Source organism: Variovorax sp. Soil_C_17, assembly GCF_057657265.1.
The window spans coordinates 109,738-135,050 of the sequence record NZ_JBDGIT010000009.1 but is presented as its reverse complement, the minus strand read 5'-3'; the positions used below and the strand labels follow the sequence as shown (position 1 = coordinate 135,050).

The window sequence follows — 25,313 nt, the reverse complement described above, 5'->3', positions numbered from 1 at the left end:
GCTCTGAGGGGTGGTTAAACGGTGGAGACGGCGCCGGCCAGCATCTGCTTGACCCAAGCGCGCAGATTGGTGGCGTCCAGCTGGAAGGCGTCGAGCTGCACGGGCCGCCCCTGTTCCAGAAGAGGGCGAATGGCACGCAGGTCGCCGCCCGCATTGATGGCCACGCCGTGCAGCGGAATGGCGCCTCGGTGCCCAATCCACAGCGCCTTGCCAGCGGCGGGGTCGCCTCGGCGCACGTATTCGAGTTGGGGGGCCGGCAGTCCAAGCAGTTGGATGCTGTGTTTTCCCTGGTCGGTCCAGAACCAGGGGACGGGCGGTGCAGGAGCGGGCACGCCGAGCATGGCCGCGGCAGCGGTGCGTGCCTGCTCGTTTGCGTTCTGCCAAGATTCCAGGCGTGTTGGCGTCGTCTGGCCCTGGCGTCGCTGACTGGTGCAATCGCCACATGCGAACACGTGCTCGTCGCTGGTTCGGCACAGCGCGTCGACCAGGACGCCGCCGCCCGCCGCAATCTCCAGACCTGCAGCGCGGGCCAGCGCGTCGTTAGGCAAAAGGCCGATGGCGACGACGACCTCATCCACCTCCAGATCGCCGGCATCGGTGACCAGGCGCATGCGCCCCCTGGGCAATGGGTGGACGCCTTTGAGAGAGGCCCCGAGCAGAGGCCGTGCACCTGCCTCACGCAGCCCGGATTCAAGCCACGCCGACGCCTCCGGCGGCAGAAAGCGATCGAGCAGGGACGTCGCGCGTTCGAGCACGGTCACTGCCGCGCCATTCGACAATGCGGAATGTGCAACTTCCAGGCCGAGGAAGCCGCCACCCAGAATTGCGACTTGCGGCTTGCCTTGGAGGGCGGCGCGCAACCTTCGCGCGTCATCAAGGGTGCGGACGTGATGCACGTGCGAATGGCCCTCAGGGGCGCATGCCAGCGTCTTTGCTTCCCCACCCGTGGCTAGAAGACACATGTCGTACGCGAGCACCCGGCCGTCGGCAAGGCGAACCTGCCGCTTCGAAAGGTCCAGTGAGATCGCATCGCTGCCGCTCAGCAGATTGATGTCGCCATCCACCCAGGCCTCCTCCGTGAGCACGTCGAGGCTGGGTTCTTCGGTCGCCACCAGAACGGCCTTGGACAAAGGCGGCCGCTCATACGGCTTGTGGCGCTCCCGCCCCAGCATGGTGATGCGACCGCTGTAGCCATGTTTGCGCAGCGCTTGTGCGGCGACAGCCGCCGCCTGACCCGCACCGACGATGACAACACCGGGCGAGGTCATTTGCCGACGGGCGACAACACATAGATGTCGTCGCCCTCTCGCTTCACGGGATGGGTGCACAGGTCCACGGTGACCGGCGCGCACATCGCCTTGCCCGTACGAATGTCGAAGCGCCCTTGGTGCAACGGGCATTCAACACAGCCGTCCTCGACATAGCCCTCTGAAAGGAGAGCAGTGGCGTGCGTGCACATGCCGTCTGTGGCGAAAAACTCGCCGTCGATACAGAACAGCGCGACGCCATGTCCAGCGACATTGACGGTCTTCGCTTCGTCGTTGCCCAGCTCTTGCGCCGAGGCGACTTTGATCCAGTTCATGGCTTCATCCTGCGGTTGCAGCGCTTCGAAATATAGTCAGTGAACTGTCATATTAAGGAGGTTGTCTTGTGATTTCAAGTACGGGTTTGTACTCTTTGATGCTGCACCAGATTGGATTCATATATCCTGGCCAAAGAGCCGCGATCGAGCGTTTTCCCTCGGACAATGCACCAACCCAGGGAAGACATATCGATAAGGCCGGCCTCCAGGCGAACAAGCTTTCATTGCACGTCCGGGGGCAATACAATTGTGATGGTGTACTGTCGTATCTTTCGGTTTGAGCTGCGAGATGGCATGCCGGAGGCGCCGCACACCAACTGCGGCCTGGCGTCAGGAAACCAGTCAACGAAAAGGAAACGCATGGACCAAGCAGACATTCCGGCCAGGTTGTTGAAGCCCGAGGGCATCGGTGCCCGGATTCCTCGCAAGGAGGACGCGCGTCATCTGGTGGGAAAGGGCAACTTCGTGGGCGACTTCGTGCTGCCGGGTCTCCAGGAGGTTGCGTTCCTGCGCAGCCCGCTCGCGCATGCCGTCGTCACCGGCGTCGACATTCCCGAGGCGCTTGCCGGGAAGGTGTTTCTGCGCGAGATGATGGCGGATGCCGCAGACATCGGCTCGCCGTCTTCGCTGCCCACCTACCAGTACTCGGCATTGCCGCCGTTGGCCTCGGGCAAGGTCCGTCACGTCGGGGAGGCGATCGCAATGGCCGTGGCTCCGACGCGTGCCATCGCGGAAGACCTGCTGGAGGAAGTGCAGGTCTCGTATGACGAATTGCCCGTCTATCACAGCGCCGCGTCCGCCCTCGCAGCCACGGGGGAGTTCATGCACCCCGAGTGGAAGGACAACGTATTCCTGACGCTTCGGGCCAATCGCGACTTCGATGAGCTTGCCGCGAAGGCCGAGGTGAAGGTCAGCCGCACGGTCGAGCTCTCGCGCCAGTGCATCGTGCCACTGGAGGGCAAGTCCGTCCTGGCCTATTGGGATTTCCAGACCGATCAGCTCGTCGTCGTCAGTGCGACCCAGGTTCCGCATCTGCTGCGCGTGGGAATCGCCCAGCACCTCTCGATGAATGAGGAGGCCGTGCGCGTCGTTTCGCCCGACGTCGGCGGTGCCTTCGGCTACAAGGGGCAGCTCTATCCTGAAGACCTCTGCGTTGCATGGCTGGCCAAGACGTATCGCACGCCGTTTCGCTATCTCGAGGATCGACGCGAGCACCTGATCGTCGGTGCCAATACGCGGCAGCATCACTATCGGCTCACCGCCTACGCTGACCGCACAGGGAAGCTCCTGGCGCTGGATGCCGTCATCACCATCGATGGCGGCGCCTATTCCTACTATCCCTTCTTCGTCGGCCTGGAACCTGGCCAGGCGATCGGCAACCTGCCGGGTCCTTACAGCTTTCGCGGCTATCGATGCGAGACCCTGTGTGTTGCCACCAACAAGCCCGGGTTCATGGCGTACCGCGGGGTCGCGCGCACCGGCGTGTGCTTCGCGATCGAACTCCTCATGGATGCCGTGGCACGTGAAGTGGGGCGCGAGCCCTGGCAAGTGCGCATGGAGAACCTGGTTCCGGCCGCTGCCATGCCCTATGTCAATGTGGCCAACAAGCACTTCGACAGCGGCGATTTTCCGGCAAGCTTGCGGCGCGCCGTGGAGATGATTGGACTGGAAGCCGTCCGCGAGCGCCAGGCGCGCGGAGAGCCGGACGGGCGCCTGATCGGGTTCGGCACGGCCACCTATACCGAGCAGTCTGCCCACGGCACCACGGTGTTCGCCAACTGGGGCTTGCCGGTCGTGCCCGGCTTTGACCAGGCGGTGGTCAGGATGACTGCGGATGGTGGACTCGAAGTGCGTGTCGGCGTGCACTCGCACGGCCAGGGCATGGAGACCAGCTTTGCGCAGATTGCCAATGACGTGCTCGGGATTCCGGTGGGAAGAATTCGGGTGGTGCATGGCGATACGGCGCTCACTCCGTTTTCCTCGGGCACCTACGCCTCTCGCGCCACGGTCATGTCGGGTGGCGCCATCTCGGTCGCGTGCAAGGAACTTCAGCCTCGCATCCAGTCGATTGCCGGCTACCTCATGGGGGTGGACGCGCAGACCGTCGCATTGATCGAAGGGCGTGCCGTCGCCGGCGACAAGTCGATTCCGCTGTCGGAGGTCGGAGGCGCGTGGTACCTCACGCCGCAGGACTTGCCTGCAGACGTGCATCTCGGCGGCCTGGAGGTGTCCCGTGCTTACAAGCCCAAGGTCGATACCGGCACCTTCACGTATGCGACGCACGCGGTGGTGGTCGCCGTCGACACCGAAACGGGCGAGGTCGAGATCCTCGACTACGTGGTCGTCGAAGACTGCGGCACCATGGTCAATCCGATGATCGTGGAGGGGCAGACCATCGGGGGCATTGCGCAGGGCATCGGCACTGCGATGTATGAGGAGAGCCCCTACGACGATCAGGGCCAGCCGCTGGCCTCCACCCTGGCGGACTACATCCTGCCGGGCGCCACGGAAGTGCCGCGCATTCGGATCGAGCACTTTGAGACACCTTCGCCGCACACCGAATTCGGTGCCAAGGGCGTGGGCGAAGGCGGTGCGATCGCGCCACCGGCCGTGATCTTCAATGCCGTGAACGACGCCTTGCGCCGCACGGGAGCAGCCGAGGTGCTGATGACACCGTTGACGCCGCGCCGCCTGCTCACGGCCCTCGAAAGCGCGAAGCGCGAACAGGAACACGCCCGATGAAAGCGCCAAAGTTCGCGTACATACGCGTCCTCGAAGTGGATCAGGCGATCGCCGCGCTGGTGGCAGGCAATGGCGGCGCCAAAGCCATGAGCGGAAGCCAGTCTCTCGGCCCCATGCTCAACCTGAGACTGGCGCGACCCGCACAGGTGGTCGACGTCGCACACATTCCCAGTCTGCGCACCGTCAGCCGCAAGGCCGACTGGATCGAGATCGGTGCTGCCGTGACCCATGCGGAGATCGAGGATGGCGCGCACCCTCCGCTGGCGGCACATCCCATGCGCCAGGTCGCAAGCGGCATCGCCTACCGCGCGATCCGCACCCGAGGCACCGTCGGAGGCAGCCTGGCGCATGCCGATCCTGCGGCCGACTGGGTGGTGGTGTTCGCGGCACTCGGCGCACGCATGGTGGCCAAGTCACCGCGAGGTGAGCGCACGATCGAGGCCGACGCGTTCATGCTGGGCGCCTACACGACCGTGCTCGAGTCCGATGAACTGATCATCTCCATCGCCGTGCCTTCGGAGACCCCTGCCACGCACTGGGGCTACCACAAGGTCTGCCGCAAGCCGGGCGAGTTTGCAGAGGCCAGCGCGGCGGTCTATTTCGATGCGTCGCGCAAGTGTTCGCGAATCGTCCTGGGGGCCGTCGATGGTCCGCCCATTCTTTTGCATGCGCTCGCGGCCGAGATCGCGCTCAAGGGTGCCGGCGCGGCGGGGCGCGAGCCACTGCGAGCGGCGGTACGCGCGGCACTCCCCGAGCGCGATGCGATCGACCACAAGCTCTTCACAGCCTGCGTGGAGCGCGCACTCGAGCAGTCCGGCATCTTTGCCGGTCCCAAACAAGCGGAGCAATAGACGTGGACGAGATTTCCATTCAAGTGAACGGCCGCGGTTTCAGGCGGCAGGCCGAGCCGAGGATGCATCTTGGCGACTTCCTGCGCGACGAACTCCGCCTGACGGGAACGCACCTCGGCTGCGAACACGGCGTCTGCGGCGCCTGCACGGTGCTTGTCGACGGGCAGCCCACGCGCTCGTGCATCACGTTCGCCGTGGCATGCGAAGGCCGCGAGGTCACCACCATCGAGGGCTACGACGACGATGCGGTGATGCAACGGTTGCGGCAAGCATTCACACGCCACCACGCGCTGCAATGCGGCTTCTGCACACCGGGCATGCTCACCACGGCGCGCGACATCGTGCTTCGCTTGCCCGATGCCAACGAAGCGCGCGTGCGTCTCGAGCTATCGGGGAACCTGTGCCGCTGCACGGGATACCAGGGCATCGTGGATGCCATCCTGGACGTGCTGCAGCAGCAGCGCGACAGCCCCGATGCGCAGTTCGAGAAGCTGCGGCAAAGATTGGGCGCACCGCGAACGATCGCGATGAAGCGTGTCACGGCAGCGATGCAGGGCGGAGCGCCCGTTCCACCGCCGAACAAGCCGGCTGCAGCCGATTCGGCCGCTGCTGCGGACATGGCAGAAGTCGATCCGGTGGCGATGGCCAGGGCCAAGGCCAAAGGCAACGCGATTGAAGTCCATTTCGATGTGCCTCATCCCATCGAACGCGTGTGGGAATTCATGGGCGACCTGCCTGCTGTGGCAGCCTGCCTGCCCGGCGCGACCATCGACTCGCACGAGGGGGAAAGAGTCAAGGGCACCATCGCCATCAAGTTCGGCCCGATGTCGGCGGCCTTCGCCGGTGCGGCGCGGCTGGAACGTGATGATGCCGCCAAGCGCGCCGTCCTTCGGGGGGCGGGCCAGGACAGCCTGAGCAAGTCGCGCACCCAAGGCGACATCACCTATCGGCTCGAAGCATTGCCGGCCGACAACACCCGGGTCCACGTCGACATGATCTACGCGCTGCAAGGCCCGCTCGCGCAATTTTCCCGCTCGGGGCTCGTGAAGGATTTCGTGCGCCGGATGGTGGCCGACTTCGGCAAGCAGATCTCGCGCAGGCTGGGCGGACAGGCAGCATCGGTCAATGAGCTGCAAACCACGGTCTCCATCGCCGCAATGATGCGGAGCGTGCTCTGGAACCGCGTCCGCGGTTGGTTCGGAAGGCCCCCGCGGGCCTGACACCGCCCGCGTCGGGTGCGGCAGGCACCTCGGGCGAAATGGACAAGAGTTTTTTGTGGATGCAAATTCCAACGCCAGCCCACAGCGAGAGAGACTGGGTGCGTGGAACATCTCGGAGTCGCAATGAGTTCCCTTCTTCATGGCTATCACGTTCGCGCCAACGGGGTGCGGCTGCACCTCCTGCGCTACGGTGGGCAGGGCCCACGCATGCTCCTGTTGCCTGGCATCACGAGCCCGGCGATCACGTGGGGGTTCGTCGCCGAGCGCCTGGCGCGCCACTTTGACGTTCATGTCCTGGACTTCCGAGGGCGCGGCTTGTCATCCAGCGCGCCCGGGGTGGACGCGAGCCTCGATGCCATGGCGTGCGACGTGCTCGATCTGATGGACGTTCAGGGATGGTCATCCGTGATGCTGCTGGGTCATTCCATGGGTGCCCGCGTGGCGATTCGCGCCACTGCGCGCGACGCCAGGCGCATCAACAGGCTGCTGCTGGTGGACCCCCCGGTGTCCGGCCCCGGCCGCCGCCCTTATCCCGTGCCGCTGCCCTGGTACGTGGATTCCATCCAGATGGCCATCAAGGGGGTCACGGCCGACGAGCTTCGCCCTTACGCGCCGACCTGGACGGATGAACAGCTGCAACTGCGGGCCGAGTGGCTCCATACGTGCAGCGAGGAGGCCGTCATACAGGCGCATGCCGGTTTTCACAGCGATGACATCCACGCCGATCTGGCCAAGTTGCGGACGCCCGGGCTTCTCATGACGGCGGGGCAAGGCGGCGTGGTGCTTGCGGAAGACCTGGCGGAAATCGAAACACTCGCGCCGAGCTTGGTGCAGCGCACGGTGTCTGGCGCCGGCCACATGATCCCGTGGGACGACGAGGTGAGCTTCTATCTCCTGCTGGGCGAGCATCTAAAGGTCGACCTGTTGTAGCGGGGCTGGAGGCGCGGTTGGCTTTTTGTTCACATAGAGGGGAGCCGATACACTCGCCGGCTGGCACTATCAGCGATCTCGAGATTATGACGAAGCGTTCTCCCGCTCAGAAGAAGACAGGCGGCGTAACAGAGGTGGCAAAGCCCCAGGGGCCCGAACCTTTCAATCCACTGCGCGAAGTTATGTGGCGTCGTCCGGGCTTCCTGATTCGTCGACTGACTCAGATTGGCCAAGCGATCTTTTTTGATCTGTGCAAGTCTGAAAGCATCACGCCGCTGCAGATCGGCATGTTGACGGCGCTTTCGATGAACCCCTGGCTTGATCAGAAGGCTATCGGTCGGGAGCTCTCTCTGGATCGAACGACGACAGCAGAAGTGCTCAAACGCCTGGTTGATAAGGGGCTAGTTGAAACTCGCGTCAATCCGGACGATCGTCGATCAAGACTTTCGGTGATCACTACAGATGGCCTGAACCTGATCAACGAATTGCAAGAAAGTATCCACAGATCACAGGAGCTATTGATCGAGCCGCTGTCTCCCGACGATCGTGCCGTCTTCATGAAACTGTTGGCTCAGCTCGTGGATGCCCACGAAAAGATGGAGAAGCAGGACTAGTCTGTCTGGTTTACCTCGAAGCGGCGTCTTGCCGGTTGGCGCCCCTTATTCCGCATTGTTTGTCGCGGTGCGGTGGCGTCCTCTTCTCCTTTGCCGGCTTGGCTTTTCAGGCGCTGCGAGCCCGCTTGACATAACAAGGCGAGCGCAATTTTCATTTGTGTAGGCCCCGAATAGAGATGTCGCATCGTTTGCCCCCGGTCTTCGGGATGCGACGTGCGGCGATGGGTCTGGCAACAGCGACGATCACTACGACGATGCACGAGGCAGACCGGCTCAAGACGAGCCGGCCATGGTGAACCGGATGGTGCGCGTCGTCGGATGTTAGACGGACCTGAGCCGACGCCAACTTTAGCGGCCCATTCAACCCTGCGCGGCGGACGAGGTCGGCCTGCCGATGACCGCTCTCCAGCGATCGTGGTGTCCGCTGTGAGGCCGCTCTGGGCTGAACCTGCCGTTCGAACTTCTACGAAGTTTCGCTATTCCTTCGCCGGAGCGAAGCGTCGTCGCTGAACATGTCCTCGACGAGCTCTATTTATCCCCCCGCCGCAAGCTCGTCCACCCTTTCAGCCCACTTCGCTGGACGGCAGCCTGTAGCCCTTGAGCTGCTCCCGAAGCCGTGTCTTGAGGATCTTGCCCGTCGCCCCCAGCGGCATCGACTCGACGAGCACCACGTCGTCCGGGATCTGCCACTTGGCTGTCTTGCCTTCGTAGAAGGCGAGCAGCTCCTCGCGCGTCACCTCGGCGCCGGGCTCCCTGGTGACGATCACGATCGGGCGCTCGTCCCACTTCGAGTGCGCAACGCCGATGCAGGCGGCGAGCGCCACAGCGGGGTGCGCCATGGCGATGTTCTCGATGCCGATAGAGCTGATCCACTCGCCGCCGGACTTGATCACGTCCTTGCTGCGGTCGGTGATCTGCAGATAGCCGTCGGCGTCGATGGTCGCCACGTCGCCGGTGGGGAACCAGCCGCCGATCAGCGGGTCGCCATCCTCGCTGTTGAAGTACTTCTCGACGATCCACGGCCCCTTCACCAGCAGATCCCCAGTCGTCTTACCGTCCCACGGCAGCTCCTTGCCGTCGCCGCCGACAATCTTCATGTTGACGCCGAACACCGCTCGCCCCTGCTTCTCGAGGACCGCCAGCTGCGCCTCGGCGTCCATCGACAGGTGCTTCTTCTTGAGCGCGCACAGGGTGCCGAGCGGGCTCATCTCAGTCATGCCCCAGCCGTGCAGCACGTCGACGCCGTACGCCTGAAAGCTGCGCAGCATGGCCGGCGGGCAGGTGGCACCGCCGATCACAGTGCGTTCGAGCGTGGAGAACTTCAGGTCGTTGGCCTGAAGATGGCCCAGCAGCATCTGCCACACGGTGGGAACGCCGGCCGCGAAGGTGACGGCTTCGCTTTCGATGACCTCGTAGATGGATTTGCCGTCCAGCGCCGGGCCGGGGAACACCAGCTTGCAGCCGGTGAGCGCTGCCGAATACGGGATGCCCCAGGCATTGACGTGGAACATCGGCACCACCGGCAGCACGGCATCCCGTGCCGACAGGCCCATCACGTCCGGCAGCGCCGAGCCGTAGGCGTGCAGCAGCGTGGAGCGATGGCTGTAGAGCGTCGCCTTCGGGTTGCCGGTGGTGCCGCTCGTGTAGCACATGCTGGAGGCACTGTCCTCGTCGAAGCTCGGCCAGGCGTAGTGCTCGGACTGGCCGCCGATCCAGGATTCGTAGCTCGCCAGGTCGGGGATGCCGCTGTCCGCGGGCAACCTGTCGGCATCGCACAGCGCGATCCATTGGCCGACCGAGGGGCAGCGCGCGTGCACGGCCTGCACCAGCGGCAGAAAGCTCAGGTCGAAAGCCAGCACCCGGTCTTCGGCGTGGTTGACGATCCAGGTGACCTGGTCGGGATGCAGCCGCGGGTTGATGGTATGCAGCACGCGGCCGGCACCCGACACGCCGTAGTACAGCTCCAGGTGCCGATAGCCGTTCCAGGCAATGGTCGCCACGCGGTCGGACATGGCTAGGCCTTGCGCATCCAGCGCGTTGGCGACCTGCCGAGCCCGGCGCCCGACCTCGGTCCAGGTGCTGCGATGGGTGTCGCCCTCGACGCGGCGCGAGACGATCTCGGCGTCGCCATGATGGAGTTCGGCGAAGGCGATCAGGTTGGAGATGAGCAGGGGCTGGTCCTGCATCAGGCCTTGGAGCATGGGTTTCCGTTCGTGAAGATTCGAGTGCGGGGAGGAGGAGGAGGGATGGTTGGCCGTCATCCGTCGATGACGATCTTTCTCTGTGCGACGAGCTGCTTCCACATCGCCAGTTCGTTGGCGATGGTCCGCGTTACGTCGGTCTGGCCGGCGACCACGGTCTGCCCGAGCTCCTGCATGCGCGTGACGACGGCAGGGGTTGCCAGCACCTCGGCCAGCGCCTTGCGCAGCGGGGCGGTCACGGCGGGCGGCAGGCCGGCCGGGCCCATGAGCGCGAACCAGCCCGGCGCGTCGAAGTTCGGCACATCGCTCTCCGCAACGGTCGGCACATCCGGCATCCCGGGCAGGCGCTGCAGCGAGCTGACAGCAATGGCCCGCAACCTTCCGCTCGCGATGAAGGACGCGGTGCCCGTGTAGGTCAGGAAGGCGAACTGCACGTCGCCTGCGATCAGCGCGGTGATGGCGGGCACGGCGCCTCGGTACGGCACGTGCACCGCAAAGGTCCCGGTGCGCAGCTTGAGCAGCTCGCCCGCGAGGTGGCTGACGCTGCCGGCGCCACCCGACCCATAGCTCAGCTTGCCGGGCTCCTTGCGCATGGCGTCGATCAGCTCGCGCGTGCTGCGAATGCCGCTGGCCGCCGGCACGACGAGCACCTGCGGCAACTGGGTCACCATCGCGATCGGTGTGAAGCCGGCCACCGGGTCGTAGCCCGGGCTGCGCAGCGACGGCACGATGGTCATCGGCGCGTTGTCGAGCAGGCCGAGCGTGTAGCCGTCGGGGGCGGACCGCGCGACCTCGGACGCCGCGATGGTCCCGCTCGCGCCGGGCTTGTAGTCGACCACCATGGGCTGGCCCAGCAGCTTTCCGAGCGGCACCGAAAGCTCGCGCGCCAGGATGTCGGAGGAGCCGCCGGGGGTGTAGCCGAGCAGCAGGCGTACCGGCTTGCTCGGCCAGGCCTGCGCCTGCGCGCGCCCGCCGAGCATCGCCAGCGCGACGGCGGCCGCGCCGCCGGCGAGCGCCGAGCGGCGCCGCGGATCGAAGATCGCTGCGTGCATGGCCGACCCCTAATCGACGTTCTTCAGTGCGAACTCGTTGAGGTGCCCGGAGGGCAGCGCCTCGACGCCCGGGTCCGCCGGCAGGTCGACATCGAACCAGCGTTTGAGAACGCCGGAGATCAGTTCGTAGCAGGCGCCCATGCGGATCACTTCCATGGTCTCGAAGTTGATCAGCGTCCCGGCGCGGCGATAGATGTGGTAGCGGCGCAGGCCGTAGTCGATGGTGATGTCGGCGATCTGCTTCAGCTCATCGGGAATCTCTTCGACGCTGAACCGGGTGCCGGTCCCCGAGATGTTGGCCGACGAGCCGAACAGCGGCACCACCTCTTCGCGGCTCAGGCGGCACAGCTCCGCGTGGAAGGCGCCCGCGTTGACCAGCGTGCTGATCGTGCCGGCAGCCGTGCTCGCCTTGATGGCGTTGTCGTCCAGCTTGCGGATCAACGGGTGGTCGTGCCGGAACGTGCCGATCACGCCCAGGGGCAGGTCGTGATCAACGACGAGCGCCTCCACCATCTGCTGCGCGCGGGGCGGCAGCGTGTGCAGCTCGCGCTGCGTCTCGAGGTCGGCTGCCATGGCATTGCGCTTGTGGCTGCCGCGGCGCTTGGTGTCGTAGATCTTCTTCAGCGGGTCCATGGAGGAGCCGCAACAGGCGTAGCCCGTGTCGTTGGGCACGATGGCGATGCCGCCGTTCTTGATCACGTCGATGGTGCGCCGGGCGTCGCCGGCAATGTCCAGTCTGCTCATGTCTGCTCCTTGGTGGGGTTCAGTGGGTTCAGCGTTCAGTGGGTCAATTCGAGAATCCGGGGCCGAGCCGCATGCCCATGGCCTGCGCCTGCTCGGTATCGAAGCGCCGGCAGGCGTCGTCGTAGTGCTGCCCGTAGGCGCCGCCCCGCACCACGCCGGGTTCGGTGGATTCGTAGAAGCCATCCCAGCCAGCCGGCAGCCGCGGCGAATCGGGCGTGGCCAGCCAGAGGCGGAACAGCAGCCGCTTCCTCTCGGGGTCGGGTTCGTCCTGGAACTGGGTGCGCGAATGCAGCGCCGTGAAGTTGCTGAGGATCTGCAGGTCGCCGGGCTCGAGCCGCATCGAGTACATGAAGGCGGGCCGGCGCACGATCTCGTCCAGCAGGTCCATCGCCTCGCGCTGCTTCGCGCTGCTTCGCGGTGATGCGCGGCGCGCCGGGCAGCTTCTCGCCCTGCTCCACGCGGTTGCGCACCCACATGCAGAACACCTCGCCGTCCATGTCGCCGTACACCGGCATCAGCCGAAAGGCGGCCAGGCCCTCGGCCTGCTCGCCCTGGCGGCTGAAGGGCAGCGGCTCACGCAGCACGTCGGCCAGGTCGGGGCGCTCGGCCAGCAGCTGGCGCCAGGCCGCGGTCGAGCTCGCGCACATGCTGTCGCCGCCGACGGGCGCCTGGTTGAAGCAGCTCAGCAGCACGGTGTCGGCACCGTCGACGTGGAAATCGAGTTCGGCATTCGACGAATAGCCGCGGCCGGTGGGGCTGCGGTAGACGGTGCCCGCGTCCTGCACCCGGTTGATGTAGCGCGTCATCCTGTCCTGCGGGCGCGCCACGCCGACATGGAGGCCGACCGCCCAGGTCAGCAGCTCGAACTCGTCCGGCGTGACGCCCTCGCGCGGAAAGCCCTTGAGCAGCGCGACGCCCAGGCCGTGCTGCGCCTCGTCGACGGCACGGCGGATCTTGGCCAGCGCGGCGGCCCCGAAGGGAAAGTCGCTGCGCCGGTACGCCAGCAGCGGCTGCCCGGCCCGGTGGCCGGCGCGCAGCACCCGCAGCAGGTCGGCACGCTCGGCATCGTCGAAGTACGTCTTCCAGCGCATGTCTCGCGCCAGGTCGGCGCTGTGCCAGGCGGCGGCGTCGCGGCCCATGGTGGGCGTGGTCGTCACGGTGCTCATCGGGCAATGCTCCTGTCGATACGATCTAATCGAGCGGGAAGCGCTTGGCCAAGGAATCGGCGCGGTCCCGCTCGCGCTGGACCATCGCCGCGAACTCGGCGGGCGTGTTGCCCAGCGGCTCTGCGCCGATGGCCCCGAAGGCCTTGCGCACTGCCTCGCTCTTCGCGGCCTCGCGCAACGCAGTCGCGATGCCCTGCTGGATCTCGGCCGGCGTTCCCTTCGGCACGAAGATGCCGTACCAGGTGGTCGCGTCGAAGCTGGCAAAGCCCTGCTCGATGGCCGTCGGCACCTCGGGCAGGATCGACGAGCGCTTGTTGCCCATGGTCATGATGACCTTGAGCGCGCCGGAGCGCACATGCGGCAGCACGGCCGTGCTTCCGGCGATGGCGAAGGAGACGTTGTTGGCCACCAGGTCGGTGATCAGCTGGCCGCCGCCCTTGTAGTTGACGATGATGAGATTGGGCAGCGCACTTTCTTCGCCCAGCATGCGCGCCTGCAGCCGCGCCATGTTCTCGGTGGTGCCGAGCGAGCACGGGGACGCGGCCGTCTTGCAGTGCCGCACCATCTCGGCCATGGTGGCCACAGGCAGCGCGGCATTGGCGGCCACGACACCCGGCAGCGTCGAGAAGGCCGACACCGGCACCAGTTGCGACACCGGATCGGTGCCCTTGAAGGCCGGCAGGTGCCGGATCAGCGCGATCGAGGGCAGCTGCACCAGCAGCGTGAGCCCGTTGGGCTTGGCGTCGATCACGCGGCGGGTGCCGATCAGCCCGTCGGCGCCGCCGAGGTTCTCGACCACCACGGGCTGGCCCCACAGCTGCGACAGCTCCCTGGCCACGACGCGCGCCTGCGCGTCGGTGCCGCCGCCGGCGGCGTAGGGCACCACCATCGTCACCGGGTGCTCAGGCTTCCAGCCGGCCGCGGCAGCGCCGAGCGGAAGGCCGGCTGCTGCTACCGCGGCCACTGCGGCCAGCGCGGCCATGCAGGGGCGCGCCCATCGGCCGGTGTGCCCGAGGACGCGCCACCAGGCTTGAAATACGCACTTCATCATCTTCATGTCTCCTTTGTTTTGTGACCGGCAAGGCACGGGGCAGCAGGCGGGCCGCAGCCGTCCCTTCGAAAGAGTTCATCTGCGATGCCGTTTCCTTCAACGAGAAACGGCCGCAGCCGGCCAGGCCCAGGGCCGCTGCCCGCGGTCGGCCTGCTGCCAAGCGTGGATGAGGAAATCGTCGCGCAGCGTCAGGCCGATGTCGTCCAGGCCATGGAGCAGGCCCTCGCGGCGCAGCGGGTCGATGGTGAATGCGGTCTGGACGCCTGAAGGAGCAATCAGCATGCGCCGTTCGAGGTCGACCGTGAGCGAGGCTCCATCGGCGCAGGCCGCGGCCAGTGCCTCGACCTCGGGCGCCGGCAGGCGGATCGGCAGCACGCCGTTCTGAAAGCAATTGCTGTAAAAGATGTCGCCGAAGCTGGGCGCGATGACGCAGCGCACGCCGATCCCCTGCAGCGCCCACACCGCACCTTCGCGCGAGGAGCCGCAGCCGAAGTTGTCGCCGGCCAGCAGGATCGGGGCGCCTCGGAAGGTGGGCCGGTTCAAGATGAAGTCGGGGTCGTTGCTGCCGTCGGCGCGGTAGCGCAGCGCCTCCATGGCGTAGGGGCCCAGTTGATCCTTGGGCAGCGAGGTCAGGCGATCGATGCGGACGATGACGTCGGTGTCGATGTTGGCGCGCGGCAGGTACGGCGCGGCGCCGATGACGACGGTGAATGGCGGATTGGTCATGCAATGCTCCCGACATCGGCAATGCACCCCGCAATCGCCGCCGCAGCCGCTATCGCCGGGCTCGCCAGGTGCGTGCGCGCCCCCGGCCCCTGCCGACCGACGAAGTTGCGGTTGGAAGTCGACACCGAGCGCTTCTGCGGCGGCACCTGCTCGCCATTGGCCGCCACGCACATGCTGCAACCGGGCTCGCGCCAGGCGAAGCCTGCGGCTTCGAACACCTCGCGCAGGCCCTCGGCCTCCGCGGCGCGCTTGACGTTCTCGGAACCCGGCACGACCCAGGCCGTGACGCCCGGCGCCACGTGCCTGCCGCGCGCCACCTCGGCGGCAGCGCGCAGGTCGGTGATGCGCGAATTGGCGCACGACCCGATGAACACCCAGTCGATTGGCGTGCCGGCAATGGGCTGCCCCGCGCTCAGGCCCATGTAGTCGAGGGCGGCGGCCAGCGTGTCGCGCTGCGCGGCATCGGCAGCGGCTTGCGGGTCGGGCACGCGGCCGTCGATGGCGATGGCGTGCTCCGGACTCGTGCCCCAGGTGATGGTGGGGCGGATGAGGGAGACGTCGATGGCTTCTTCCCGATCGAAGATCGCATCGGCATCGCTGGCGAGCTGCCGCCATTGCGCCACCGCCGCATCGAAGACCGCGCCCTGCGGCGCGAAGGGGCGGCCGCGCAGGTAGTCGAAGGTGCGCTGGTCGGGCGCCACCATGCCGCAGCGCGCCCCGAGCTCCACCGTCAGGTTGCACAGCGTGAGCCGGGCCTCGACCTCCATGGTCTCGATCGCGCTGCCCGCATACTCGATCGCACACCCGACGCCGGCGGCGGCACCGAGCTTGCCGATGATGTGCAGCGCAAGATCCTTGGCGGTGACGCCTGCGCGCAAGCTGCCGTCGCAGCGGATGCGCATGCGCCGGGGCTTCTGCTGGCGCAGCGTCTGCGTGGCCAGGGCGTGCGTGCTCTCCGATGAGCCGATACCGAAGGCCATCGCACCCAGCGCGCCGTTGGTGCAGGTGTGGCTGTCGCCGCAGACCACGGTGAGCCCCGGCAGCACGATGCCCAGCTCCGGGCCCATCACATGCACGATGCCTTGCCCGGGCTCGCCCAGATCGAACAGGCGCACGCCGGCAGCGCGGGTGCGGTCGCGCAGCGCAGTCCACAGCTTGCCGCCGGGCGCGTAGCTCAAGCCGTTGCGCCCGGGCTGGCTCGACATGGCGTGGTCGGGCGTGGCGAACACCAGTTCCGGGTCATGAACCGGCAGGCCGCGCGCCGTGACTTCGGCGAGCGCGGGCGGCCCGGAGAGGTCGTGCAGCAGGTGACGATCGATGTGCAGCAGCGCCCAGCCCTCTCCCAGGTCGCGGATGACATGGGCGTCCCAGATCTTGTCGAATAGCGTGCGCGCGGCCATCATTTGTCTTCCATCGCGGCGCCGGCATTGAAGCGCTGGCGCAGTGCATCCCACTCGTCGGCGCCTAAGCGGCGGAAGGTCTGGGCCACTGTCTGCGTGACCTCGGGCGCCTTGTGCGTGGCTTTGAGCTGGGCCAGCGCCGCATCGCCGGCCTGGATCGCAGCCGCCAGCATCAGGCCGGGCAGGATCGCCAGCTTGTAGCCCATGGCCTCGGCTTCGCGAAGGTCGAAGATCGGCGTGCGGCCGCCGGGGACCACGTTGAGCAGGCACGGCCCCTTCACCGCCTTGGGCACCGCCGCCACTTCTTCCAGCGACTGCGTGGCCTCGACGAAGACCAGGTCGGCGCCGGCATCGAGCGCCGCGTTGCCGCGCCAGATCGCCTCGTCCAGGCTCATCATGGCGCGCGCATCGGTGCGCGCGATTATCACGAACGAGTTGGTGCGGCGCGCATCGGCCGCGGCGCGGATCTTCGAGACGAACTCGGCGCGCGAGACCACTTCCTTGCCGTCCAGGTGGCCGCAGCGCTTGGGCGAGACCTGGTCCTCGATGTGGATCGCGGCGACGCCGCGCGACTCGTACTCGCGCACCGTGCGCGTCACGTTCAGCTCGTTGCCGTAGCCGGTGTCGGCGTCCGCGATCAGCGGCACGCCGATCGCGCGCGCCATCGTGGCCGCGTTGGCCACCATCTCGCCCATGTCGAGCAGGCCGAAGTCGGGGTAGCCGCGCGCGGCCGCGGTGCCGGCACCGGTCATGTAGACGGCCTTGAAGCCTGCCTGCTCGATCAGCCGGGCCCCGATACCGTCGTAGGCGCCGGGGGCGATGAGCATGCCGGGAGCGGCGAGCAGCTCGCGAAGGGAGGTGTGGGTGGTCATGGGCGGCGGTCTTTCAGCGCGGTTGATCTTGGTTGTCTCGTTGCTCAGTTGTTATAAGAATATCACAACATAACAACAAGTCAACAAGTTATGCTCCCGCCATGAACCTGTCGATTGGAACCACGCCGATGAACGGGGCCCGCGGCACCGCCCTGCACCGGCAGATCTACCTGGTGCTGCGGGACGAGATTTCGCGGGGCCTGTTCCCGGGCGGCGCGTTGCCGAACGAGGAAGCGCTTTGCGAGCGATTCGGCGTCTCGCGCATCACCGTGCGGCGCGCTTTAGGCGACTTGGCGGCCCAGGGGCTGGTCGAGCGCCGGCACGGCCGCGGCACCTTCGTGCGGGGCGAGCCCGGGCAGATGCGGCCCGTGCCCAGCCTCAGCGTGATCGACAGCCTGCGCCAGACGGCCATCGAGACGATCGTCCGCGTGCTCGAGGTCGAGCAGGCCGCGCCGCCGGCCGATGTGGCGAGGCTGCTGCAGATTCCCCCAGGCGAAAAGGCCGTTCACGCGCTGCGCATTCGATCCAACCGCAACGGCCAGCCGGCGATGCTGACTGACGCCTGGGTGCCCGCCGCCGTCGGCCGGCGCGTGACGGCCGCTGCGCTCAAGAAGAAAGCGCTCTACGAGATCCTCATGGTGCAAGGCGTCCAGTTCGGCCGCGTCGTGCAGGAGTTCAGCGCGACGGTGAGCGACCCGCAGCGAGCCGGCCTGATCCAGACCGAGGTCGGTGCGCCGCTACTGAAGCTGGTGCGGCTGATGCACGACATGCACGAGCGTCCAGTGCTGCACCTGACCGCCTACATGGCCGCGGACCGCGCGAGCGTCTTGATGGAGATCGCCGGCGCGACCGTGAACACGCTGACGGCAGGGCAGATCGTGCTGGATGCGCCGGTCGATGACGATCTTCTGTCCGGGTAGATGCGTTGCGACGGGGAAGGCAGTGACCCCACAAGGGGGTGATCGAATTTTTTTTGTGTATGTATGGACTCGACGCAGGGTCCATACATGCACGAAAAGTGCGACAACCCCGACAGGCGATGCTTCAGTGCGAAGTCACGCACTGGAACACGAGCACCGAAGCGGCGAGATCCTCAAGTGCAGTCCCGACTGACTTGAAAACGGTTCGCCCCGTGTCGGCGCAACGTCCGAAGACCGTCCCGCGGGCGAGGTCAGCCAGGGTTCCTGAAATCGAACCCGCCGTGACCACGCCTCGCGCCATCGGGCCGAGCAGATCACCGCTCTTCTGCACCGCCTCCTCCGTATCGATCAGTACCCGCGCGCCGACGAAGCAGGCGTCATCGGCCTCGCGCATCTGGGGCGTGAAGCTGCCGATCAGATCGAGGTGGCTGTGCGGATGCAGCCAGGCGCCTCGCACAATCGGCTGCGTCGCGAGGGTGGCGCAACTCACGACATCGGCACGACCAGCCGCCTGGTCCAGATCGGCCGCCGCCGCCGCCTCGGCGTCGATGCCCTGGGTCTGCAGGCGGTTGGCGAGCGACTCGGCTGCCGCCGGGTTGCAGTCCCATACCGTGACGCGCTCGATCGGCAGTACTGTCCGGTAGGCCTCGGCGAGGAGGCTGCCGACCCTGCCGGCGCCGACAATCAGCAAGGTACGCGCGTCTGGGCGCGCCATGTACGACGCAGCCAGTGCCGAAGCCGCTGCCGTACGGCGCGAGGTGATCTCGTTGCCGTCTATTTGTGCCAACGGCTCGCCGGTCTGGGCGTCGTACAGGACGTAGGTAGAAAACAACCCCGGCAGGCCGCGACTCAAATTGCCGGGAGCGATCGTGACGGTCTTGATGCCCAGAAAGCCGCCCGGCTGCCACGCCGGCATGATCAGCACGGTGCCGATGCTGCCGTCGCCAGCGGTCAGCGTGTGCGTGTGCCGCAGCGGCACCTCGCAGCCGGCGATGAACATGTCCTTGAGGGCCGGGATCAGCCGGTCGAAGGGCAATGCGCGGCGGGTGCTTTCGGCGTCGATGATCTTCATGGTCCTGTGCGTTGTCGTTGCTGGTCATGCATCGAGCACGATGTCTTCCAAGGGAATGGCCTGACATGCCAGGCAGACGGATGGGTCTTCGGGTTCGCTGCCGTGCAGGTGGCGCACCTTGCCCGACAGCAGCCGCACCGCGCAGCTTTCGCACTGGCCCACGCGGCAGCCGCTGGGCATCGTCAGCCCCATCGATTCGCCGAAGCTCAGCAAGCTGCCTTGCGATGCCGTCCAGACCGCCGGGTCACGGCCCGAACGTGCAAACGTGATGTGGAAGCGCCGGCTCTCGTCGACCAGGGGCACCACGGGTGAGCGGAATACCTCGCTGAAAATGTCGAAACGTGGCACGCCGCGCGCCACCAGCCCGGTCGTGACCGCAGCCATCATCGACGGTGGCCCACACAGGTAAAAGCGGGCGCGCTGCGCGATCAGTTGATCGTCCACCACGCCGGCGTCGATGAGGCGCTGCGACTGGAAGTCAACGCCCGCACGATCTGGCGGCAGTGGCGCGCTGTAGTGATTCACCACGCGCAGATGGGGCAGGCGCGCCTGGTGCATGGCGATGCGATCGCGGAAGGCATGGGTCGCACTGTTCTGGTTGGCGTAGTAGAGCCAGATGGCGGGACCGGGCGTGCCATCCGGCAGCGACTCGAGCAGGCTGACGAACGGCGTGATGCCGATGCCGCCTGCGACGAAGACCAGCGGCTGCGGCGAACTGCGCGGCAGCACGAAACTGCCGGACGGCGCGCGCAGTTCGATCGTGTCGCCAACCCTCAGCGCGCGGTGCAGATGGCTCGACACCAGGCCCTCGTGCAGCGCGCCGTCGGCTGACCGGCCGTGCTGGTGCCGAACCGCCACGCTGTAGCTGCGCCGGCCTGGCACTGCGGCCGCACCGGTGAGCGAATAGGCACGCGTGACACGCCGGTCATCGCCAGGGCAGAGCTGCATCTCCAGATGCTGCCCCGGCCTGTAGTCGGGCAGCGGGCTGCCATCGACGGGCTCGAAGTGGATGCCCAGCACCCCCTCGGCCTCCGGCCGCAGTTCGCTCACGCGAAAGGGCCGAAAACCCGGCCACCTGCGCTGCCGCTCTTCGCTCGCTGGATCGCGTTCGATGTCGCAGAGAAACGAGCGGTGCGGCACCGACCCGCTCACCGGGTCGCAGGCGTCCGCCGAGATCAGGGCGTTGAAGTTGCTGCTCGTCGTCCCCTCGGGACGCAGGCCCTCGCGGTCGAGTTCCGGGCAGTCCTGCCACCAGCCGAACTCCGCCACGATGACCTCGTTGGCCAGCATCGGCGTGATGCGGGCCACGAAACGTGCCTGGCCAATGCGCGTGCTGATCCGGACCCAGTCGCCGTCGATGATCTGTTTGGCCGCGGCGAGCGCTGGGCTCAGTTCGGCAACCGGGTCGGGCGCCCGCTTGCGAAGCGAAGGGAGGCTGCGGTGCTGGCTGTGGCAGTAGAAGCCGTTCTTGGCCGAGCTCAGCACATAGGGATAGCGGCCCTGCCGGGTCTTTCGCCCATCGAGCGGCGTATCGGCGGGCTCGACGAAGGCGGCGACGGCCGGGTGGCCATGGCGCAGCAGCACTTCGGAATAGAGCTCGACGCGGCGGGTCGGGGTTTCGTAGCCTTTCACACCGGTCGGCGTCTCGGCGGCGTACTTCTTCTCGCCGGCATCGATCGCGCAAGGAATGCCGGCGGGCCTGGCGCGCAGCTGCGCGACCGTCAGCCCGAGCGGCGCCAGAATGTGGTTCCATCCCGCCTCCAGGCTGCCGCCAAAGAAGTCCCCGCCCATCCCGAGTCGGCCCGCCAGGTCGAACAGGATGTCGTTGTCGGAGCGCGACTCGCCGCGCGGCGTCACCATGCGCTGCCGCAGTTGCACCAGTGCGGCAGCCCGGTCGTCGATCTCGAAGCCGATGCGCAGCCCCTCGCGTTCCCATGGCGTGTTGACCGGCAGGAGGATGTCGGCGTACCTCGCGGCCGGCGTCTCGAACAGATCGCAGTGCACGTGGAACTCAAGCTGTGCCAGTGCCTGGTGCGCGAGCGCGGTGTCGGCTTGGGACACAGGCAGATTGGTGCCGAAGGCCATCATCGCGCGTAACTTGTACGGCTCGCCGTCGAGGATGGCGCGGTAGGTGTCGCGTGCCGTCACCCAGCCCTGCGCCGGCGGGCCGATTGGTCGCTGCGCGAGCCCGAGCGCCTTGGCGCGCTGCGCGGCGGGCAGCAGTGCGAGCGAGTTGACAGCGTTGACGCCGGGCCCGAAGCGAACGCGGTTGCCGCCGATGCGGTCGAAGCTGCCGCACAACGCATACAGCGTGGCCACGGCTCGCTCGGCCTGGGTCGCGTTGGTGTGCTGGCCGATTCCGGTCCAGGCGTGGTAGGCGACACGGCGGCCCGTACCGAACAATTGGGCTGCGGCGCGCAGCGCTTCTTCGGCGACACCGGTGATGCGTTCGACGTCATGCGGCGTGTAGCCGGCACAGGCCTGGGCCAGCAGCTCGAAGGCTGGTGCGCACGACAGGGCTTCCCCGCCTGTCGATGCATCCGTCACGACGTCGACGGTGACGCCGCCGCGCAGGCGGAAATGCTCGGCACCCTGTGCCCGGGCGGAGATACCGGCGTCGTACGGAACCGCGCAACCTCGCGCCTCGTTCCAGACCACGTATCGGTCTCCGGACGCGGCCGGCCAGAGGTCGCGCTCGCGCAGGAAATGCCCGTTGTCGCTGCGCACCAGCAGTGGCGCGTTGGTCCATTCCCGCACGAAACTCTGATCGAAGCGGTCGTCTGCGATCAGCAGGTGGATCAGGCCTAGCGCCAGCGCCGCGTCGGTGCCGGGCCGTACCGGCAACCAGGCATCGGCTTGGCGCGAGAGCGCAGTGGGCCGCGGATCGACCACCACCATCTTCGCGCCCTTGGCCCGCCCGCGTCCGATGGCATGCGCCTGCGCCAGCCAGGTATTGGCGGGGTTGTGGCCCCAGAGGACGATGAGCTCGGCGTTCTCGTAGTCAGCCGCCGGCATGCCGCAGCCAAAGGTAAAGGCGTGCGCGAAGTCCTTGTGCCAGTTGCAAACCTCTGTGGCGTAGCAGATGTTGGGGCTGCCGAAGATGCGCACGAAGCGCTCGATCCAGTCGATGCTGTCCGTCAATGGCGTGCCGCTGGGCGTGGTGACGGCGAACACGACCGCCTCGGCGCCGCTCTCGACCCTGATGGCGCCCAGGCGTTGCGCCGTCTCGGCCAGCGCCTCGTCCCACCCGATGCGTACCCAGCCCGGGTCCGGGTCGGATTTGGGCCGCGTGCGCCGCATGGGGTAGCGCAGGCGGTGTGGGCTGTGGACCAGCTCGGGTGCCGCCCTGCCCTTCATGCACATCGCCTGCCCGGTGGGGTGCGACGGGTCGGGGCGGACAGCCACGAGCATGTCGTCGCGCACCTCGTTGACCGTGCCGCAGCGCGAGCGGCACAGCGTGCAGTAGCCCTGCTTCTCTTCTGTGGCCATGGGGGACCTTCGTCTCTTTGTCGTCTCTCGTGTCTCTTGCCGGGCTGCGCCGCACGCGGTCAGCGCCGCTCAGGGAATCACGGGTGCCACGTAAGTCAGTGTCTTGCCGAACAGCCAAAGCATGAACAGCACCAGCGGCGTGTGCACGATGAGCTGCAGGAAGGTGAAGCCGACGATGTCGCGCGCCTTCAGCGAGAGCACGCCGAGCAGCGGCAGCATCCAGAATGGATTGATCAGGTTGGGCAAGGCTTCGGCTGCGTTGTAGACCTGCACCGCCCAGCCCAGATGCACCTTCAGGTCGTTGGCCGCCTGCATGACGTAAGGCGCCTCGATGATCCACTTGCCGCCGCCCGACGGAATGAAGAAGCCCAGCAAGGCGGAGTAGGCGCCCATCACCACAGCGAAGGTATCCACATTCGAGACGCTGACGAACACCTGCGCGATGCGGTCCGACAGCGTGACGCCGCCGATGCCCTTGGCAGCGGTCAGCATGGCCGCGATGGCACCGTACAGCGGGAACTGGATGATCACCCCGGCCGTAGCCGGCACCGCCTTCGACACGGCGTCGAGAAAGCTTCTCGGACGCCAGTGCAGCAGCAGCCCGATCATGAGGAACAGCAGGTTGTAGGTGTTGAGCCCCGAGATGGCGATCCACGCGCTCTTGGCCATGAACTCCTGTGCTAGCCAGCCGAACCCGAGCGCGCACAGCAGCATCGTGAGCAGCGGGCTGCGTTCGAACCATTCGCCTGGACGGCGGGTACCCGGGTCAACCTTGACCGGCTCGGCCTCCGTGAGGTCCACGCCCAGGTCCTGCGCCGTGACCGAGCGGTCGGAGCCGGGCGCCGACCAGAGCGCGATCGCGATCGACACGACCATCAGCACCAGTGCCATCGCCGCCGATTGCCACAGGAAGATCGTCTGCGTGAACGGGATGACGCCCGTGATGTTGAGGATGCTTTTGGGCAGACTGCCGGCGTTGGCCTGCAACTGCGCAGCGGACGAACTGAGCCCGAGCGCCCAGGTGGCGCCCATGCCGAGATAGGCCGCCGCGCCGGCAGCGCGGTAGTCCATGCGCAGTTCGGTGCGGCGGGCCAGGACACGGACGTACAGGGCGCTGAAGATCAGGCTGATGCCCCAGTTGAAGAGCGACAGGGCCATGCTGATGGCCGCCACGTAGGCGATGGCCTGGCGCGACGAGCCTGGCAGCGCGGCCAGCTTCTCGAGCAGGCGCGCCGCCGGTGGCGAGGTCGCCACCACATAGCCCCCAATCGCGACCAATGTCATTTGCATCGTGAAGACAATCAGGCTCCAGAAGCCGTCGCCGAAGGACTTGGCGACCACTTGTGGGCTCGACCCGTTGAACAGGGCCGCGAGCGCCACGACGACCACCGCGATCCCGGCAAACACGAAGGCATCGGGAAACCAGCGCTCCGCCCAGGAGGTGAAGCGCAGACCCAGATGGGTCAGGATGCCGCCCTGGGCGCCAACGCTCGACGCTGGTGCGGAGCCGCGGGCGAGCACGGCGGAACTTGGTAATGTCGGTGGCATGTGTTTCTCCTGCTCCAGGAACTCTCGGGTCTACGGTCACACGCCTGACACGACGTGCAGGCCAATGGTAGGAAGCGTCACAAACAATTCATAATCTCTATTTTCAATACAGCGATATAGGACCACTCTATGTCGATCACGATCAAGCAACTGCGCCATTTCGTGGCCACGGCGCACACCGGGCAGGTGTCGCGCGCCGCCCAGCGCTGCTATGTCAGCCAGCCTTCTCTCACCACGTCGCTGAGGAACCTCGAGGCCACGCTCAAGGTGCAACTCTTCACACGGCACTCCGATGGACTGCGCTTGACGATACAGGGCGAGGGTTTTCTGCGTCATGCCGAACACGTGCTGACCACGCTCGAGGCCGCGATCGAGGAGACACGCAGTTCGGTATCGCCGGTGTCCGGTCATGTGCAAATTGCCATCACCGACACCGTTTCCGAGTACATGCTGCCGAAGATCATCGCGGTCATGCGGCAGCAGCTACCACTGGTCCAGTTCGAGCCAGTCGAGCGCAATCGGCTGGAAATCGAGGAAGGCTTGCGAGGCGGTGAATTCGACCTGGCCGTGGTGTTGGTGTCGAACCTTTCGACCGCAGCGGACATCCGTCGTGAGAACCTGTTGAAGTCGCCGCGCAGGCTATGGACCTCGCTCAACCATCCGCTGGTGCGACAGAAGTCGGCATCGCTACGACAGATCGCTGCACTTCCCTTCATCCTGCTCGACATGGACGAACATGTGGAAACGGTCGACCGCTACTGGAGTGCCCAGAAGCTCAAGCCGAAGGTCGTGTTCCGCACGAGGTCGATCGAAGCCGTGCGCAGCCTGGTCGCACAGGATATCGGTGTGACGATCCTGTCAGACTTAGTGTTTCGTCCCTGGTCGCACGACGGTGGACGCATCCGCCGTACGGTCATGTCGAGCGCCGTGCCGTCGATGGACCTAGGCCTGGCGTACCGACGTGGTGCGGTGCTGTCCAAAGCCTCTGCTGCGTGCGCCAGTTCATTGCGGCTGCTCGCAAAGACACTGACGCGCGAGTCGCAGTCGGGCGCCGAGGACGAGTTCAATCCCGATAGGCCCGTCGAGTAGGAGCCTTGTCATCAACGCCTTCTCTATTCCCTGATAGGAGTAAT

20 protein-coding genes and 1 pseudogene are annotated in these 25,313 nt (G+C 66.6%); 7 read left to right on the top strand and 14 right to left on the bottom strand.

The window, feature by feature from the left end; all coding sequences use genetic code 11:
* Positions 1-14: 14 nt before the first annotated feature.
* Both AC3A6Y_RS29160 and AC3A6Y_RS29155 read right to left on the bottom strand, forming a co-directional pair.
* Positions 15-1,268 (bottom strand): NAD(P)/FAD-dependent oxidoreductase, encoded by a 1,254-nt coding sequence (locus AC3A6Y_RS29160; protein ID WP_487871703.1) that lies wholly within the window; start codon positions 1,266-1,268, stop codon positions 15-17.
* Positions 1,265-1,582: a non-heme iron oxygenase ferredoxin subunit gene (locus tag AC3A6Y_RS29155; protein WP_487871702.1), complete on the bottom strand. Its 318-nt coding sequence runs from the start codon at positions 1,580-1,582 to the stop codon at positions 1,265-1,267. The genes AC3A6Y_RS29160 and AC3A6Y_RS29155 overlap by 4 nt, the downstream gene beginning before the upstream one ends.
* A 360-nt stretch (positions 1,583-1,942) precedes the next feature.
* Here AC3A6Y_RS29155 and AC3A6Y_RS29150 point away from each other — a divergent pair, with 360 nt between their 5' ends.
* The 5 genes from AC3A6Y_RS29150 to AC3A6Y_RS29130 all read left to right on the top strand — a co-directional run bounded on the left by AC3A6Y_RS29150 (position 1,943) and on the right by AC3A6Y_RS29130 (position 7,939).
* Complete coding sequence (locus AC3A6Y_RS29150; protein ID WP_487871701.1) at positions 1,943-4,324, top strand: xanthine dehydrogenase family protein molybdopterin-binding subunit; 2,382 nt, start codon at positions 1,943-1,945, stop codon at positions 4,322-4,324.
* Entirely contained in the window at positions 4,321-5,175 is an 855-nt protein-coding gene (locus AC3A6Y_RS29145) for an FAD binding domain-containing protein (protein ID WP_487871700.1), read from the top strand. The genes AC3A6Y_RS29150 and AC3A6Y_RS29145 overlap by 4 nt, the downstream gene beginning before the upstream one ends.
* Positions 5,172-6,395: a xanthine dehydrogenase family Fe-S subunit gene (locus tag AC3A6Y_RS29140; RefSeq protein WP_487871729.1), complete on the top strand. Its 1,224-nt coding sequence runs from the start codon at positions 5,172-5,174 to the stop codon at positions 6,393-6,395. The genes AC3A6Y_RS29145 and AC3A6Y_RS29140 overlap by 4 nt, the downstream gene beginning before the upstream one ends.
* Positions 6,396-6,518: 123 nt before the next feature.
* Entirely contained in the window at positions 6,519-7,325 is an 807-nt protein-coding gene (locus AC3A6Y_RS29135; RefSeq protein WP_487871728.1) for an alpha/beta fold hydrolase, read from the top strand.
* Positions 7,326-7,408: 83 nt separating this feature from the next.
* Positions 7,409-7,939 carry a MarR family winged helix-turn-helix transcriptional regulator gene (locus AC3A6Y_RS29130; RefSeq protein WP_487871727.1) on the top strand — a complete coding sequence of 177 codons (531 nt, stop codon included), beginning with the start codon at positions 7,409-7,411 and terminating at the stop codon, positions 7,937-7,939.
* Positions 7,940-8,502: 563 nt separating this feature from the next.
* On the opposite strand, the gene AC3A6Y_RS29125 is transcribed toward AC3A6Y_RS29130, so the two are convergent.
* From AC3A6Y_RS29125 to AC3A6Y_RS29085, 9 genes and pseudogenes are all read right to left on the bottom strand, one after another.
* Positions 8,503-10,140, bottom strand: a complete 1,638-nt coding sequence (locus tag AC3A6Y_RS29125) for a 3-(methylthio)propionyl-CoA ligase (RefSeq protein ID WP_487871699.1) — start codon at positions 10,138-10,140, stop codon at positions 8,503-8,505.
* Between the two features lie 56 nt (positions 10,141-10,196).
* Positions 10,197-11,192: a Bug family tripartite tricarboxylate transporter substrate binding protein gene (locus AC3A6Y_RS29120; RefSeq protein ID WP_487871698.1), complete on the bottom strand. Its 996-nt coding sequence runs from the start codon at positions 11,190-11,192 to the stop codon at positions 10,197-10,199.
* Between the two features lie 9 nt (positions 11,193-11,201).
* Positions 11,202-11,936 (bottom strand): Sua5/YciO/YrdC/YwlC family protein, encoded by a 735-nt coding sequence (locus AC3A6Y_RS29115; protein ID WP_487871697.1) that lies wholly within the window; start codon positions 11,934-11,936, stop codon positions 11,202-11,204.
* A 43-nt stretch (positions 11,937-11,979) separates the two neighbouring features.
* Positions 11,980-12,324, bottom strand: coding sequence for a TauD/TfdA family dioxygenase (locus AC3A6Y_RS29110; RefSeq protein ID WP_487871726.1), 345 nt, complete (start codon positions 12,322-12,324; stop codon positions 11,980-11,982).
* Positions 12,325-12,493: 169 nt separating this feature from the next.
* Positions 12,494-13,027 (bottom strand): annotated as a pseudogene (locus AC3A6Y_RS29105) (TauD/TfdA family dioxygenase); the annotation flags it as partial.
* Positions 13,028-13,127: 100 nt separating this feature from the next.
* Entirely contained in the window at positions 13,128-14,159 is a 1,032-nt protein-coding gene (locus AC3A6Y_RS29100; RefSeq protein ID WP_487871696.1) for a tripartite tricarboxylate transporter substrate binding protein, read from the bottom strand.
* Between the two features lie 90 nt (positions 14,160-14,249).
* A complete protein-coding gene (gene leuD / locus AC3A6Y_RS29095) occupies positions 14,250-14,879 on the bottom strand; it encodes a 3-isopropylmalate dehydratase small subunit (protein WP_487871695.1) in 630 nt (209 codons plus the stop codon).
* Positions 14,876-16,279 (bottom strand): 3-isopropylmalate dehydratase large subunit, encoded by a 1,404-nt coding sequence (gene leuC, locus AC3A6Y_RS29090; RefSeq protein WP_487871725.1) that lies wholly within the window; start codon positions 16,277-16,279, stop codon positions 14,876-14,878. Before leuC ends, leuD begins: the two co-directional genes overlap by 4 nt.
* Positions 16,279-17,151 carry an isocitrate lyase/PEP mutase family protein gene (locus AC3A6Y_RS29085; protein WP_487871694.1) on the bottom strand — a complete coding sequence of 291 codons (873 nt, stop codon included), beginning with the start codon at positions 17,149-17,151 and terminating at the stop codon, positions 16,279-16,281. Before AC3A6Y_RS29085 ends, leuC begins: the two co-directional genes overlap by 1 nt.
* A 101-nt stretch (positions 17,152-17,252) precedes the next feature.
* Here AC3A6Y_RS29085 and AC3A6Y_RS29080 point away from each other — a divergent pair, with 101 nt between their 5' ends.
* Entirely contained in the window at positions 17,253-18,071 is an 819-nt protein-coding gene (locus AC3A6Y_RS29080) for a GntR family transcriptional regulator (RefSeq protein ID WP_487871693.1), read from the top strand.
* A 124-nt stretch (positions 18,072-18,195) separates the two neighbouring features.
* Here the strand turns inward: AC3A6Y_RS29080 and lhpI are convergent, their stop codons facing one another.
* The 3 genes from lhpI to AC3A6Y_RS29065 all read right to left on the bottom strand — a co-directional run bounded on the left by lhpI (position 18,196) and on the right by AC3A6Y_RS29065 (position 24,180).
* On the bottom strand, positions 18,196-19,143 hold the full coding sequence (gene lhpI, locus AC3A6Y_RS29075) for a bifunctional Delta(1)-pyrroline-2-carboxylate/Delta(1)-piperideine-2-carboxylate reductase (protein WP_487871692.1): 948 nt from the start codon (positions 19,141-19,143) through the stop codon (positions 18,196-18,198).
* 24 nt (positions 19,144-19,167) lie between these two features.
* Positions 19,168-22,632, bottom strand: a complete 3,465-nt coding sequence (locus tag AC3A6Y_RS29070; protein WP_487871691.1) for a molybdopterin-dependent oxidoreductase — start codon at positions 22,630-22,632, stop codon at positions 19,168-19,170.
* A gap of 69 nt (positions 22,633-22,701) precedes the next feature.
* Entirely contained in the window at positions 22,702-24,180 is a 1,479-nt protein-coding gene (locus tag AC3A6Y_RS29065; RefSeq protein WP_487871690.1) for a short-chain fatty acid transporter, read from the bottom strand.
* Positions 24,181-24,309: 129 nt separating this feature from the next.
* On the opposite strand from AC3A6Y_RS29065, the gene AC3A6Y_RS29060 reads away from it, so the two are divergent.
* On the top strand, positions 24,310-25,269 hold the full coding sequence (locus tag AC3A6Y_RS29060) for a LysR family transcriptional regulator (RefSeq protein WP_487871689.1): 960 nt from the start codon (positions 24,310-24,312) through the stop codon (positions 25,267-25,269).
* The last annotated feature ends 44 nt before the right edge of the window (positions 25,270-25,313 follow it).

What these genes read in the sequence shown, in the direction of transcription:
- leuD (WP_487871695.1), bottom strand. Translation starts at nt 14,879, where the DNA reads ATGACCAATCCGCCATTCACCGTCGTCATCGGCGCCGCGCCGTACCTG.
- AC3A6Y_RS29080 (WP_487871693.1), top strand. Translation starts at nt 17,253, where the DNA reads ATGAACCTGTCGATTGGAACCACGCCGATGAACGGGGCCCGCGGCACC.
- AC3A6Y_RS29110 (WP_487871726.1), bottom strand. Translation starts at nt 12,324, where the DNA reads ATGGACCTGCTGGACGAGATCGTGCGCCGGCCCGCCTTCATGTACTCG.
- AC3A6Y_RS29160 (WP_487871703.1), bottom strand. Translation starts at nt 1,268, where the DNA reads ATGACCTCGCCCGGTGTTGTCATCGTCGGTGCGGGTCAGGCGGCGGCT.
- AC3A6Y_RS29155 (WP_487871702.1), bottom strand. Translation starts at nt 1,582, where the DNA reads ATGAACTGGATCAAAGTCGCCTCGGCGCAAGAGCTGGGCAACGACGAA.
- AC3A6Y_RS29120 (WP_487871698.1), bottom strand. Translation starts at nt 11,192, where the DNA reads ATGCACGCAGCGATCTTCGATCCGCGGCGCCGCTCGGCGCTCGCCGGC.
- AC3A6Y_RS29100 (WP_487871696.1), bottom strand. Translation starts at nt 14,159, where the DNA reads ATGAAGATGATGAAGTGCGTATTTCAAGCCTGGTGGCGCGTCCTCGGG.
- AC3A6Y_RS29145 (WP_487871700.1), top strand. Translation starts at nt 4,321, where the DNA reads ATGAAAGCGCCAAAGTTCGCGTACATACGCGTCCTCGAAGTGGATCAG.
- AC3A6Y_RS29115 (WP_487871697.1), bottom strand. Translation starts at nt 11,936, where the DNA reads ATGAGCAGACTGGACATTGCCGGCGACGCCCGGCGCACCATCGACGTG.
- leuC (WP_487871725.1), bottom strand. Translation starts at nt 16,279, where the DNA reads ATGGCCGCGCGCACGCTATTCGACAAGATCTGGGACGCCCATGTCATC.
- AC3A6Y_RS29065 (WP_487871690.1), bottom strand. Translation starts at nt 24,180, where the DNA reads ATGCCACCGACATTACCAAGTTCCGCCGTGCTCGCCCGCGGCTCCGCA.
- lhpI (WP_487871692.1), bottom strand. Translation starts at nt 19,143, where the DNA reads ATGAAGATCATCGACGCCGAAAGCACCCGCCGCGCATTGCCCTTCGAC.
- AC3A6Y_RS29125 (WP_487871699.1), bottom strand. Translation starts at nt 10,140, where the DNA reads ATGCTCCAAGGCCTGATGCAGGACCAGCCCCTGCTCATCTCCAACCTG.
- AC3A6Y_RS29150 (WP_487871701.1), top strand. Translation starts at nt 1,943, where the DNA reads ATGGACCAAGCAGACATTCCGGCCAGGTTGTTGAAGCCCGAGGGCATC.
- AC3A6Y_RS29085 (WP_487871694.1), bottom strand. Translation starts at nt 17,151, where the DNA reads ATGACCACCCACACCTCCCTTCGCGAGCTGCTCGCCGCTCCCGGCATG.
- AC3A6Y_RS29135 (WP_487871728.1), top strand. Translation starts at nt 6,519, where the DNA reads ATGAGTTCCCTTCTTCATGGCTATCACGTTCGCGCCAACGGGGTGCGG.
- AC3A6Y_RS29070 (WP_487871691.1), bottom strand. Translation starts at nt 22,632, where the DNA reads ATGGCCACAGAAGAGAAGCAGGGCTACTGCACGCTGTGCCGCTCGCGC.
- AC3A6Y_RS29060 (WP_487871689.1), top strand. Translation starts at nt 24,310, where the DNA reads ATGTCGATCACGATCAAGCAACTGCGCCATTTCGTGGCCACGGCGCAC.